Origin of the sequence: Alloalcanivorax balearicus MACL04, from assembly GCF_025532145.1 — a bacterium.
Taxonomy (GTDB): domain Bacteria; phylum Pseudomonadota; class Gammaproteobacteria; order Pseudomonadales; family Alcanivoracaceae; genus Alloalcanivorax; species Alloalcanivorax balearicus.
Genome location: NZ_ARXS01000001.1, coordinates 38,792 through 51,619, shown reverse-complemented (window position 1 = coordinate 51,619; position 12,828 = coordinate 38,792). Strand labels below are relative to the sequence as shown.

The following is a 12,828-nucleotide window of genomic DNA, read 5'->3' as shown; positions in this document are numbered from 1 at the left end:
TAACGAATAACAAAAGGAGGTGTCCATGCAGGGTCTGATGCAAGACAAGCCGCTGTTGATCTCTTCGCTCATCGAGCACGCGGCCACTTTCCACCCTGAACAGGAAATTGTCTCGCGCAGCATTGAAGGGCCTATTCATCGTACCAATTACCGGCGGATCGCCCATCGCGCCAAACAAGTCGCCAACGTCCTGAACGAACTGGGCGTCGAATTTGGTGATCGGGTTGGCACCCTGGCATGGAATACCTGGCGTCACATGGAGCTTTATTTCGGGGTTTCCGGGTCCGGTGCGGTGCTGCATACGGTGAACCCCCGTTTGTTCCCCGAACAAGTGGAGTACATCCTCAATCACGCCGAGGACAAGGTACTGTTTTTTGACATCAGCTTCGCGTCGCTGGTGGAGAAGCTGGTACCAAAACTGAAAAGTATCGAGCATTTCGTGGCGCTGACCGATCGCGCCCACATGCCCGAGGTCGATATTCCCGGTCTGCTTTGCTACGAGGACCTGGTGGAAGGCGCTAGCGTCGAATATGACTGGCCGGAATTCGACGAGCGTACCGCTTCCAGTCTGTGCTACACCTCCGGTACCACCGGCAACCCGAAAGGGGTGCTGTACTCCCATCGTTCCACCGTATTGCACTCGCTGATGGCGATGGCGCCGGACGCGTTCAATGTCAGTGTCCGTTCCACCTTATTACTGGTGGTACCGATGTTCCATGCCAATGCCTGGGGCATGCCCTACGTGGCGGCCATGGTCGGCGCGAAAATGGTTCTGCCCGGCGAACATCTGGACGGTGAGCATCTCTATCCGCTGATGCGTGACGAGCGGGTAACGTTTTCCCAGGCGGTGCCCACGGTGTGGCTGATGTTCTTCCAGTACCTGGATGCCCATCCGGAACTGGATCTGGATAAGGAACTGTGTATCGACACCATCGGTATCGGTGGCAGCGCGCCGCCGCGGGCCATGGTGCGACGGCTGGAGACTCAGCTGGGAGCTCAGGTGATTCAGGGCTGGGGTATGACCGAGACCAGTCCGTTGGGTGTGGTCAACCGGCCTCTGCCGAAACACGATGACCTGGATCGCGACGGCCTGGATGAGCTCAAGGTGAAGCAGGGGCGCGGCATCTGGGGCGTGCACATCAAGATCGTCAACGATGAAGGCGAGCCGCAGCCCTGGGATGGCGTGCACTCTGGCCATCTCTATATTCGTGGCCCCTGGATTGCCAGCGGCTACTTCCGGGCCGAAGGTGGTGGCGTGCTCGATGACGAGGGGTATTTCCCCACCGGTGACATCGCCACCCTGGACCCGGACGGCTATTTGCAGTTGGTGGATCGGGCCAAGGACGTGATCAAGTCCGGAGGGGAGTGGATTTCCTCCATGGATCTGGAAAATGCCGCCTTTTCCCATCCCGGCGTGGCGGAGGCCGCGGTAATCGCCATTCCCCACGAAAAATGGCAGGAACGCCCGCTGATGGTGGTGGTGAAGCGCGCGGGCGCGCAGGTTGATGAAGACGAGATCATGGCGCATCTGGCGGAGCGGGTGGTGAAGTGGTGGCTGCCGGACGACATCGTGTTCGTGGACGAACTGCCGCATACCGCCACCGGCAAGCTGCTGAAGACCAAATTGCGTGAGCAATTCGCCGGTTACCGCCCCCGGCGTGAAGCGGTACGGTCTTAACGTTTACCTTGAATTCCGCGTCTGTATTGCAGGCCAACCGTCCCATCGGCGTCTCTCCGGAGACCGGGCGCGGAGTTCCTTTTTAATTTCTTCCCTTTGGTTCCCCCTGGTGCTTGTTCCCGCTCTTCCTCTGGCTCTCCTTCCGACTCTCTGTTCCGGGAAGGGAGACTTCGTCGGAACCGACGATGATACCCGGACAAACCGCCTCTTACACTCGAAGCGCCGATGGATGAAGCGTTGCCGTTTATTCCCTCCAAATCTGAAATGGCAATGAATCAATTGGCTTTACTTAAATAGGTCCCTGTTTCAGAGCCCTCTGGTTCGTCATGGAAAAGACTTAAAACAATAACGCCGTGTCCGTTGATAACGGCGCGGTAACGCACGGGAGTCGCAATATGGCCTGGATAACAACAACAGCAAAAATCGACCTGCTTTTCCGATAAGGAGCTTTATTTATGTATGCATTGGGTCGTTGGCTATCCAAGATCACCAATCTCATGACCGTCATCGGTGGCCTCGCCATCGCGTTGATGATGCTCCACGTCACCTTCGACGTTATCGGTCGCTATGTCTTCGGTACCCCGATACCGGGAACCATCACCATCGTTTCGCACTACTACATGATCGTCGCGGCCTTCGTGCCCCTGGCCTATGCCGAGCAGAAGAACGCTCACATTACCGTGGAAGTGGTGACTGAACGGTTGCCCCAGATCGTTCAGAAACATCTGGAAGGGTGGGCGCTGGCTTTTTCCGGCGTGGTGTTCTCTTTCCTGGCGGTGCGTACCTGGGGCGAAGCCCTGTCCAAACACGCGATTAACGCCTCGGTGGTGCAGGGGGACGCCAGTATCGCCGTCTGGCAAACCTATTTTGTCCTGCCGGTGGGCATCGGTCTGATGACCCTGGTTCTTTTTTATAAGTTCATTGTTTATTTATTCGGTTTGAAATCCGGTTTGGATGACGAGCGCGCGCAGCCGGATGAGATGCCGATTGCCTCGAGCCACCATTCGGACGCGAACTAGGAGACCGGCGATGAGTGACGTACAAATTGGTTTGACCGGTCTGGCAATGCTGCTGGTGCTGATCGGATTGCGGGTGCCCATCGGCATGGCGCTGATCGGCGTATCCTTCGGTGGCCTCTGGTATTTGATGGGCTGGGGTGTGGCTTGGGGCTCTCTGGGTCTGATTCCCTATCAATTCGCCGCCAACTGGGTGCTCAGCTCCGTTCCCATGTTCCTGCTGCTGGGGTTCATCTGCTTTCATGCTCAGTTGACCCAGGGGCTGTTCCGTGCGGCTAGGCTATGGCTGGCGTCGATTCCTGGCGGTCTGGCCGTGGCATCGATCTTCGGTTCCGCCGGCTTTGCTGCGGTATCCGGTTCTTCCGTGGCATGCTCCGCGGCCATGGGGCGCATCGCGGTGCCGGAGATGATTCGCCATAAGTATCACCCGGAGCTGGCCACCGGCACGGTGGCGGTGGCCGGCACCATCGGTGCGCTGATTCCGCCGTCCATCATCATGATCCTGTACGGCATTATTGCCCAGGTACCGATTACCGGGTTGTTTCTGGGCGGCATCAGTGCCGGCATCCTGACCACGGTGGGCTACATCCTGGTCGTGATGATAAGAGTGAAGCTGAACCCGTCTCTGGCCCCGGACGTCAAGGAGGAGGTTTCCAGACGGGAAAAGATCTCGGCGCTCAAGGAAACCTGGCCGGTGATCCTGATTATGATCGGTATTTTCGGCGGTCTGTTCGGCGGTATTTTCACGCCCACGGAGGCGGGCGCCGTCGGTGCGTTCCTGGCCTGCATCGTTGCCTGGATGCGCAAGGCTTTGACATGGGAACGATTCCGTAACGCTATTCTGGAAACCCTGCTTACCACTGGCGCCTTGATGGTGATCGCTGTTGGCGCGAGCCTGCTGACGCGCTTCCTGGCGTTGTCCGGCGCCGGTGATTATCTGTCGTCCCTGGTTATTGGTGGCGGTGCCAGCACCTTCATGGTGTTGGTGATGATCGTGTTGATCTACCTGTTGCTGGGCATGTTTCTCGAGCCGATTGGCGCCATGCTGCTGACCTTGCCCATCGTGTTGCCGATCATCGGCGCCGCCGATCTGAGTCTGCTGTGGTTTGGCGTGGTGCTCACCAAACTGTTGGAGATCGGCATGATCACACCACCGATTGGCATGAACGTGTTCGTGATAAAAGGGGTGGTGGGTAATCTGGCCTCCACTACCTCGATTTTCAAAGGCATCTTCTGGTTCCTGGTCATGGACTTGTTCGTACTGATCTTCCTGATGACCGTGCCGGACTTTATTTTGTTTCTGCCTCGTATGATGGGGTAAGCCTGCGCGCGGCGTGCCTGCATGGGCGCGCCGCTGTTCATTGAAAACGGATAACAACAGGGAAGAACCCGATGACAAAACAATACGACCTTGCCGACTCGGTTCAGGTGGCCATTCGCAATACCATCGGCGATGCCCTGCGCCGCTCCGCCAGCCGCCAGCCCACGGCGCCTGCCTTGCAGTTCGAGGATCGCCTTTGGTCCTATCAGGAACTGGATCTCGCCGCCAACCGGGTGGCCAATGGCTTGCTGGCGTTGGGATTGCAAAAAGGGGATCGGGTCGCCGCCTACGGCAAGAACTCCGACGCCTATGTCCTGCTCTGGCTGGCTTGCGCCCGCGCCGGCCTGATTCATGTGCCGGTGAGCTACGGGCTGGTCCAGCGTGAATTGACCTACATCTGTAATCAGTCCGGCGCTCGTGCCCTGTTTTGCGATCAAAGCCTGACGGCCAATGTGGAGGCGGTGCGCGGAGAGCTCGGCGTTGAATTGCACGGCTCCCTGCGCCTTGGCGAAGCCGGTGGAGAGACGGATATTCTGGCACTGGCTCAGGGCGACGGCAGCGCGGAGGCGCCGGACATAGCGCTCAACGATGACGATGTAGCGCAGATTCTTTATACCTCCGGCACCACCTCCGATCCCAAAGGGGCCATGCATACACACCGGTCTCTTATGGCGGAGTACCAATCCTGCCTGTTACATCTGGATATCAGTGGAAAGGACCGAAGTCTGGCGGCGCTGCCTCTGTATCACTCGGCACAGATGCACGTGTTTTTGATGCCCGGTCTGTTGTGCGGAGCGTTCAACTACCTCATTGACGCGCCGGTGGCGGACCAGGTTCTGGCACTGATCGAAGAGCAGAAGATTACTTCTTTCTTCTCGCCGCCAACGGTGTGGATCGGTCTGTTGCGCCACGCGGATTTCGACCGCCGGGACCTGAGCACGCTGGAAAACCTGTACTACGGCGCCTCCATTATGCCGGAGCCGATCGTCCATGAGTTGGCCGAACGGTTGCCTCAAGGGCGCCTGTTCAACTGTTACGGACAAAGCGAAATCGCCCCCATGGCGACGGTGCTGGGACCCGATGAGCATGCCGATCGGCCCAGTTCCTGCGGCCGCCCCCTGACCTCGGTGGAGACCCGGGTGGTCAAGCCCGGCACCCTGGAGGACTGCCAGCCAGGCGAACAAGGCGAGATCGTGCATCGTTCGCCCCATTTGATGGTGGCCTACTGGGACAAGCCCGGGGAAACCGCGGAAGCCTTCAAGGGCGGTTGGTTCCATTCCGGCGATCTCGCCTACCAGGACGAGCAGGGCTATCTGTATATCGTCGATCGTATCAAGGACGTGGTGAATACCGGCGGCGTATTGGTGGCCAGCCGCGACGTTGAAGAAGCCTTGTACGGTCACGAATCGGTGGCGGAGGTGGCGGTGATCGGTGTGCCCCACGAAAAATGGATCGAATCGATTGTCGCCGTGGTCGTGCTGAAGGAAGGCAAAGCCGCCGATGCCGCCGCCCTGATTGATCATGCGCGTCAGCATCTGGCGCCGTTCAAGGTGCCCAAGGCGGTGCACTTTGTCGAGGCTTTGCCGAAGAACACCGCGGGGAAATTACTCAAACGCACGCTTCGTGAACAGTACGCAAGCTGAAGTGGAGACGCCATGTATCTGACACAGCCGTTACACAAGGCTCTGCGCGAATGCCCCGAGCGGGAGGCCCTGGTATTCGCCGATCGCCGCTCAACGTATCGGGATCTGGTGCGCCAGGTAGCGACGCTGGCGTCGGTATTGAAAGGGCTGGGTCTGGAAGAAGGGGAACGGGCCGGCATCCTGGCTCTGAACTCGGACCGTTACGTGACATTCGTGTTCGGCGTGCTTTGGGCAGGCGGTGTTTTCAACACCGTCAATATTCGCTGGAGCCCTGTCGAAATCGCCTATTCGCTGGATGATTGCGATACCCGGGTTCTGTTCGTTGATGATGAGTTCGTGCCATTGATCAAGGAAGTGCGTGCTCTGTCAAAATCACTTGAGACTGTCGTGTACATCGGCGAGAAGGCCTGCCCCGATGGCATGTTGAATCTTGCCGAACTGATGGCCGGAGCGGAGCCGATGGACGATGCCGGACGTAGCGGCGACCAATTGGCTTGCATTCTTTATACCGGCGGCACCACCGGGGCGCCGAAAGGGGTAATGCTCAGTCACGCCAATCTGTACACCTGCTCCATCGGGGCGGTGATGCCCGCTTGCCGTGGTGACGGTGTGGTGGGGCTGCATTCGGCGCCCTTTTTTCATGTGGCCGGAGTGGGTCTGATTCTGCAGCTGACACTGCGGCTGGGTACTCACGTGATCGTGCCCCGGTTCGAAGAGGTGGCGGTCATGAGTGCCATTCAGCGGGAACGGGTGGTGGAAACCTTCCTGGTGCCGACCATGATGCGCGCCGTGCTTGCTCATCCGCGATTCCCGGAATTCGATCTCTCGTCCTTGCGCTGCATGATGTACGGTGCGTCGCCCATCGACAGCACTTTGTTGAAGAAGGCCATGACCGCCTGGCCGGAGGCCTCCTTTCTGCAGCTCTATGGCATGACTGAACTTTCACCCGTGGTCTGCATCCTCCCGGATTATTGCCATAGCGATGATGCCTACGCCGATAAGCTAATGGCGGCCGGCCTGCCAGCGCATATGGCGGAGGTTCGCGTGGTCGACAGCGAGGATAACGAGGTGTCGCGCGGCCAGGTGGGTGAGATCGTCGCCCGTGGCCCGATGGTGATGCAGGGTTACTGGAATAAACCGGAGCAAACCGAGGAAGCATTGCGTCGAGGGTGGATGCACACCGGCGACGCCGGTTACATGGATGACGCCGGCTACATCTTCCTGGTGGACCGAATCAAGGACATGGTGGTGACCGGCGGTGAGAACGTTTATTCGGTGGAGGTGGAAGACGCCCTGCTGCGCATGCCCGCCATTGCCCAATGCGCGGTGATCGGTGTGCCGGATGAGAGGTGGGGCGAGCGGGTTCACGCGGTCATCGTTCTGGCCGCGGGAGCGGAGGTCGCCGAAGCGGATATCGTGGCTCACTGCAAGACACTGATCGCCAACTATAAGTGCCCTCGCAGTTTCGAATTGGTGGATCAGATGCCGCTGTCCGGCGCCGGCAAGATCCTGAAGTACAAACTCAAGGAGGCTCACTGGGGTGGCCAGGGGCGTCGTATCGGCTGACGGCGCCTTGACGGCGGCCCAAAGGGAACCCGCCGTGGACGGCAGGATACAAGCAACCGGGGGAGGGCGACTTCAGGCCCGCCGCCATACGGAGAACTACATCATGGCACCATGCGCTTTACTGCAACGTATTGTTATTGCCACGCTCTTCATGGTTGGTGTGCTTGCTGGCACGTCGGCGTTCGCCCGCACTATCAGTTACGCCACCGGCTATCCACCCAACTCCATCGGCTCCGACTCGGCGCTGGCCTATGCCGACGCACTTAAAGAGCTTTCTGGCGGTGATCTCGGCGTCAAGGTCTTTCCGATGTCCTTGCTGAGTTTCAGTGAAGCCTCACCCGGTATCCGCGATGGTATGGCGGACTCTGGATTCGTGTTGTTTTCCTATTTTCCCTCGGAATTTCCCAACACCAATCTGATCGCGGAACTGACCATGTTGCTGGAGCTGGACGATGTGGCGCCGAGCCATGCCGGTCTGGCCTATGTGGGTGCCATGTCCGAGTATCTGTTCCACCACTGCCCGGAATGTGTCGAGGAATTCGCCGCGCAAAACCAGGTGTTCACTGGCGCCTCCGCCAGCGCGCCCTACATGATGTTATGCAACAAGGAAGTGACCAGTCTTGCCGATATCAAGGGCAAGCGGTTACGCAGTGCCGGCCCTCAATGGGCGCGTTGGGCACAAGCGGTGGGTGGAACACCGGTGACCATCTCCGTCAGCGACGCCTATGAAGCGCTCAATCAGGGTGTTCTGGATTGTTCCATCAGCTCCAGTGTGGACCTGGATATCTTTCGTCTTTCCGAAGTGGTAAGTGATGTTACCGCCGGAGTCCCCGGTGGCGTTTTTGGAGGCACTGGCGTCAACAACTTCAATCAGAAAGTCTGGCAGGATTTGAGTGAAGCGCAACGCGAGCAGGTACTTCGCGCTTCGGCCACTTTCGGAGCGATCATCAGCTGGGACTACCAGGTAGGAGCCACTCGGGAACTCGAGGCCGCGCCGAAGCAAGAGATCAAAGTGCATGAACCGGCCGAGGATCTGCAACAGGCATCCCACAGCTTCATCGTCGAGGACATGAAAACCATCGCCCGCAATTATCAGTCCCGTTCAGGAGTAGATAACGCTGAACAGAGCATCAAGGCGTTCCAGCCGATCCTGTCGAAATGGGTCAAGCTGGTAAAAGACGTCAGCAGCCCGGAGGAACTGGCGGAGATCTACTGGCGGGAGACCTATTCCAAAGTGGACGTGAGCGAATACGGCTTGTGAGAACCTGTTTAAACAGGCTACAAGCCGCATCGGTCTGGTCTGTTAACCGGGCCGCCATGACCGGAGCTGGCCTGCTTCGGATTTGAAAATGCTAGGAGAATAATAATGACGATACAGCCACGACGCGCGGTCATCGCCGCGCTGACTCTGTGCGCGGGAGCCATTACCTTCGGCGTCGCCGAAGCCCGAACCCTGACCTATGCCATGGGCTATCCCCCTAAATCGATTGGCGCCAACGCCGGTGAAGCCTACGCCAAGCGGCTCGAGGAACTGTCCGGCGGTGACCTCAAGGCGCGCGTGTTTCCCATGTCCCTGCTCAGTTTCAAGGAAACTTCCGCAGGGGTGCGCGATGGCATGGCGGATTCGGGATTCCTGCTGATTTCCTATTTTCCCTCCGAATTTCCCTATACCAATCTGGTTACCGAACTGACCATGGTGGATGAGCTGCAGGGCGTTCCCGACAGCCACGTGGGGCCTGCTTACGTGGGGGCCATGTCCGAGTATGTGTTCCATCATTGTGACGGCTGTCAGAAGGAAATGGCGGACCAGAATCAGGTCTTCAATGGCAGCATGTCGACACCGCCTTATGCCCTGCTGTGCACCAAGCCGATCGCCACCGAGGAACAGCTGAAGGGCGCGCGCCTGCGCAGTGCCGGTGCCTTGTGGGCGCGTTGGGCGGAGACCATGAACGCCACCCCCGTGACGCTGTCCATCAGCGACGCTTACGAAGGACTCAGTCAAGGGGTGATCGATTGCACCATGAGTTCCACCGTGGAACTGGATATCTTCAACCTGCGCGAGGTGGTGAAAGATGTCACCGTGGGTGTGCCTGGTGGGATGTACGCGGCGGTGGGCGTAAACAACGTCAATAAGTCGGTTTGGAAATCACTCAGCGAAGAGGAGCGTGCCCAGGTTCTGAAAGCGTCCACGGTTATTTCCGCCAAGGGCAGCTGGGACTACCAGCTTGGCGCGGCGAAGGAAGTGCGGGACGCGAGTGACAACGGTATCACCGTGCACCAGCCGAGCGAGGCGCTGGTGGCCGCCACCCGTGCCTTCGTGCGCAAGGACGTCGATACCATCGTCAAGAACTACGTGGAACGCCACAACATCGACAACGCTCAGGAAATGGTCGATGAGTTCCGGCCGCTGCTGGCCAAGTGGGTCAAACTGGTGGACGGCGTGGATAACGCCGAGGCACTGGCTGATCTGTATTGGCGGGAAACGTTCTCCAAGGTGGACGTCAGCACCTACGGCCTTTGATCAAGCCGGGGCGCGCCCGCGGGTGGCGCCCCTTGCCGGAGCAAACCATGGAAACCAAGTCAGTGGATCTTCAGGCCTTTCGTCGGGAGGTTCGTGCCTTCATAGAACAGGAGGCGGATGAATCGATTCGGGAAGCCGGACGCAAGATGACCAGTTTCTTTCCGCCGTTCGAACAGTGCATGCGCTGGCATCGCAAACTGCACGCGCGCGGCTGGTCAGCGGCGTCCTGGCCAGAGCAGTACGGCGGGCCCGGATGGAGCCGCGAACAGAAGCGTATCTTCGAGGAGGAATGCCGGATCGCCGGTGTGCCGCGGCTGTTGCCTCAAGGTCTGGGCATGGTCGGCCCGGCGATCATGAAGTTCGGCACCGATGAACAGAAAAGCCGTTTTCTGCCGGGCATCGCCTCCGGTGAGGACTTCTGGGCCCAGGGTTATTCCGAGCCCAATGCCGGCTCCGATCTGGCCTCGCTTGCTTGTCGTGCAGAGCACCGTGGCGACCACTATGTCATCAACGGCAGCAAGACCTGGACCACCTACGCCCACCATGCCAATCGCATGTTTCTGTTGGTGCGCACCAGCAATGAAGGGAAGCCACAGCAGGGCATCAGTTTCTTCCTGATTGACCGTCTCGATCGTCCGGGCCTGGACATTCGGCCGATCATTGGTCTGGACGGTTTTCCCGAACAGTGCGACGTGTTCTTCGATAACGTCGAGGTGCCGCTGGATTGCTGTCTGGGAGAGGAGAACCAGGGCTGGACGGTGGCCAAATATCTGCTTGAGCACGAACGAGGTGGCAGCGCGTCTTTTGCCGCCACCTTTGGCATGGAATTGAATCGGATCCGGGAGCGGGCCGCCGAACTCGGCGACGGCTTTGGCGGTATTCTGTGTGACGACCCGGTATTTCAGCAGCGTTTTACCCGCCTTTATCTGGAAGTCGCTGCTCTTGATGCCACCGAGAGCCGCTTCGCCGCGATGGAAAAAGGCTCGCCTGAGTCGGGGCCAATGAGCTCGATGATCAAGATCACCGCCATGGAAACGCTGCAGCGCATTACCGAACTGGCGGTGGAAGTGGAAGGAAGCCCAACACTGACTTTGCAATTGGCGGCACTGACTGTCGGCGCCGGGGCGGCGCCTGAAGGGCCGGAACAGGCACTCACCGTGATGCCCAAATATCTCAACAACCGGGCCGCCACTATCTTTGGCGGCAGTAACGAAATTCAACGCAACATCATTGCCAAGATGTTGTTGGGCTGAGGGGCGCACCATGGCTTTTCTTAACGACGAAACCCGCGTCATGCTGGAAGACAGCGTTGATAAATTTCTCAGTGCCCATTACGACTTTCACCAGCGCCGCACCTGGGTGGAACAGGAACCGGGATACAACCGGGAGCACTGGCAACAGTTCGCCGAACTGGGCTGGCTCGGCCTGCCCTTCGCCGAGCGCCATGGCGGTCTCGGCGGGGATATCACCGATACGCTCGGCCTGATGCGGCGCTTCGGCGGCGCGCTGGTGGTGGAGCCTTATCTGAGCGTGGTGGGGCTGGGAGGTCAGGCCATTGCTCAGGCGGATAATCACGATGTCGCCGATAGCCTGCTGCCCGAACTGGTCGCCGGCAAAGCCATGCCGGTGCTGGCCTGGGAGGAAAGTATCAGCCGTGGCAATTCTGAGCATCTGGCTACCAGTGCCCGCCGTATCGATGGTGGCTGGCGTCTGGAAGGCGAAAAGGTGGCGGTGATCGGCGGTGATCTGGCCTCCCATTTCGTGGTGTCGGCGCAAGCCTTCGAAGACGACGCCGGGCCGGCGGTGGAGCTGTTTCTGGTCCATGCCGATGAGCTTCAGGTGACCGGCTTTCCCACCATGGATGGGCATCGCGGCGCCCGTCTGACCCTGGCGGCCGTGGACGTCGATGAAACCCGGCGTTTGACCCGGAATGGGCGTGGCGCTGAAGTGCTGCGTCAGGTGCTGGAGCAGGGGATCATGATGATGGCGGCCGAAGCGGTGGGGGGGATGCAGGCGCTGTTGCGCCGTACCCTGGACTATACCCGGACGCGCCGGCAGTTCGGCGTGCCGATCGCCTCTTTCCAGGTGCTGCAACACCGTATGGTCGATATGTACATCGCCATGAAGAATCTGGAGCATCTTCTGGATGCCGTCGCGGGCCGCTGGGAGCAGGCCCCGTCGCACGCCCGGGACAGTGCGCTACTGAAAGCGCAGTTATGCCAGTCCGGTCGTTACGTGGGGCAGCAGGCGGTGCAGCTGCACGGTGGGATCGGCATGACCGACGAGCTGGATGTTGGCCACTATTTCAAGCGGTTGACCGCGCTCGGGCTGCTGTTTGGCGATGAAAACTATCACCTCAAGCGGGCCTGGGCGGCGCTGTAAATCGCGGCTATGAGCCCTCGCTGCGGGTTGCCTGGCGGATCAGATTCCAAATCTGTTCGCTCAGGGCCTGCTCCGTGGGGCGCTGGCCGGGCGGTAAGGCCAGCGCCCGGGCAATCAGCGCCCGCGAGCCCGCCAGAGTAAAGGTGGCGGCGGCGGCGGGATCCAGGTCCGCTGAGACGCTCCCTTGTTTTTGTCCCTGAAGCATGTTGCCGACACCGGCTTCGATTTGCCGTTCGAGCCGTTGTTGCTCGATCGCCATCACCGACGGTTCGCGGCGCAGACGTTGCAGGATAATGGCGGCCAGCGGATGACGATAATGGAACGCCACGCTGTACTGGATGCGCAACCGTTCCCGGTCGAGCCAGTCGGAAACCGGCAAGCGGGCCATCATGACCTCGTTGTCGAGGGCTTCGTAGAAGTGTTCGACGACGGCGGCGATCAATCCGGCCTTGGAGCCGAAATAATGATAGGCCAGCCCCACCGAGACGCCGGCGGTGCGGGCAATGGTGCTCATTTCGAAATCCCCGTCCCCTTTTTGCAAGGCCCGGGTTGCCGCGGCGATCAGCCGATCCGGTGAGGTCTTTTTCTCTGCCACCTGTCCCTTCTCCCAATTCTGCTGCCGGCGGCGGTTACTGGCGCCTGACCAGGGCATTCAATGGGATTCAGGGGTAAAGATCAATCAGGGTTGTAGGGATGAGGTG

10 protein-coding genes are annotated in these 12,828 nt (G+C 59.5%); 9 read left to right on the top strand and 1 reads right to left on the bottom strand.

Annotated elements, in window-relative coordinates; translation table 11 throughout:
- The first annotated feature begins 25 nt into the window (after positions 1–25).
- The 9 genes from MA04_RS00250 to MA04_RS00210 all read left to right on the top strand — a co-directional run bounded on the left by MA04_RS00250 (position 26) and on the right by MA04_RS00210 (position 12,127).
- On the top strand, positions 26–1,678 hold the full coding sequence (locus MA04_RS00250; RefSeq protein ID WP_262459048.1) for a long-chain-fatty-acid--CoA ligase: 1,653 nt from the start codon (positions 26–28) through the stop codon (positions 1,676–1,678).
- A 455-nt stretch (positions 1,679–2,133) separates the two neighbouring features.
- On the top strand, positions 2,134–2,697 hold the full coding sequence (locus MA04_RS00245; RefSeq protein WP_163126662.1) for a TRAP transporter small permease: 564 nt from the start codon (positions 2,134–2,136) through the stop codon (positions 2,695–2,697).
- A gap of 10 nt (positions 2,698–2,707) precedes the next feature.
- On the top strand, positions 2,708–4,015 hold the full coding sequence (locus MA04_RS00240; RefSeq protein WP_262459047.1) for a TRAP transporter large permease: 1,308 nt from the start codon (positions 2,708–2,710) through the stop codon (positions 4,013–4,015).
- Positions 4,016–4,086: 71 nt separating this feature from the next.
- On the top strand, positions 4,087–5,658 hold the full coding sequence (locus MA04_RS00235) for a fatty acyl-CoA synthetase (RefSeq protein WP_262459046.1): 1,572 nt from the start codon (positions 4,087–4,089) through the stop codon (positions 5,656–5,658).
- A gap of 12 nt (positions 5,659–5,670) precedes the next feature.
- On the top strand, positions 5,671–7,224 hold the full coding sequence (locus MA04_RS00230) for a long-chain-fatty-acid--CoA ligase (protein ID WP_262459045.1): 1,554 nt from the start codon (positions 5,671–5,673) through the stop codon (positions 7,222–7,224).
- Positions 7,225–7,327: 103 nt separating this feature from the next.
- Complete coding sequence (locus MA04_RS00225; protein ID WP_262459044.1) at positions 7,328–8,485, top strand: C4-dicarboxylate TRAP transporter substrate-binding protein; 1,158 nt, start codon at positions 7,328–7,330, stop codon at positions 8,483–8,485.
- 105 nt (positions 8,486–8,590) lie between these two features.
- Positions 8,591–9,745: a C4-dicarboxylate TRAP transporter substrate-binding protein gene (locus tag MA04_RS00220; protein WP_163126657.1), complete on the top strand. Its 1,155-nt coding sequence runs from the start codon at positions 8,591–8,593 to the stop codon at positions 9,743–9,745.
- A gap of 47 nt (positions 9,746–9,792) precedes the next feature.
- On the top strand, positions 9,793–10,998 hold the full coding sequence (locus MA04_RS00215; RefSeq protein WP_262459043.1) for an acyl-CoA dehydrogenase family protein: 1,206 nt from the start codon (positions 9,793–9,795) through the stop codon (positions 10,996–10,998).
- A gap of 10 nt (positions 10,999–11,008) precedes the next feature.
- Positions 11,009–12,127 carry an acyl-CoA dehydrogenase family protein gene (locus tag MA04_RS00210; RefSeq protein WP_262459042.1) on the top strand — a complete coding sequence of 373 codons (1,119 nt, stop codon included), beginning with the start codon at positions 11,009–11,011 and terminating at the stop codon, positions 12,125–12,127.
- Positions 12,128–12,134: 7 nt separating this feature from the next.
- On the opposite strand, the gene MA04_RS00205 is transcribed toward MA04_RS00210, so the two are convergent.
- Positions 12,135–12,722 carry a TetR/AcrR family transcriptional regulator gene (locus MA04_RS00205; RefSeq protein WP_262459041.1) on the bottom strand — a complete coding sequence of 196 codons (588 nt, stop codon included), beginning with the start codon at positions 12,720–12,722 and terminating at the stop codon, positions 12,135–12,137.
- Between the last annotated feature and the right edge of the window lie 106 nt (positions 12,723–12,828).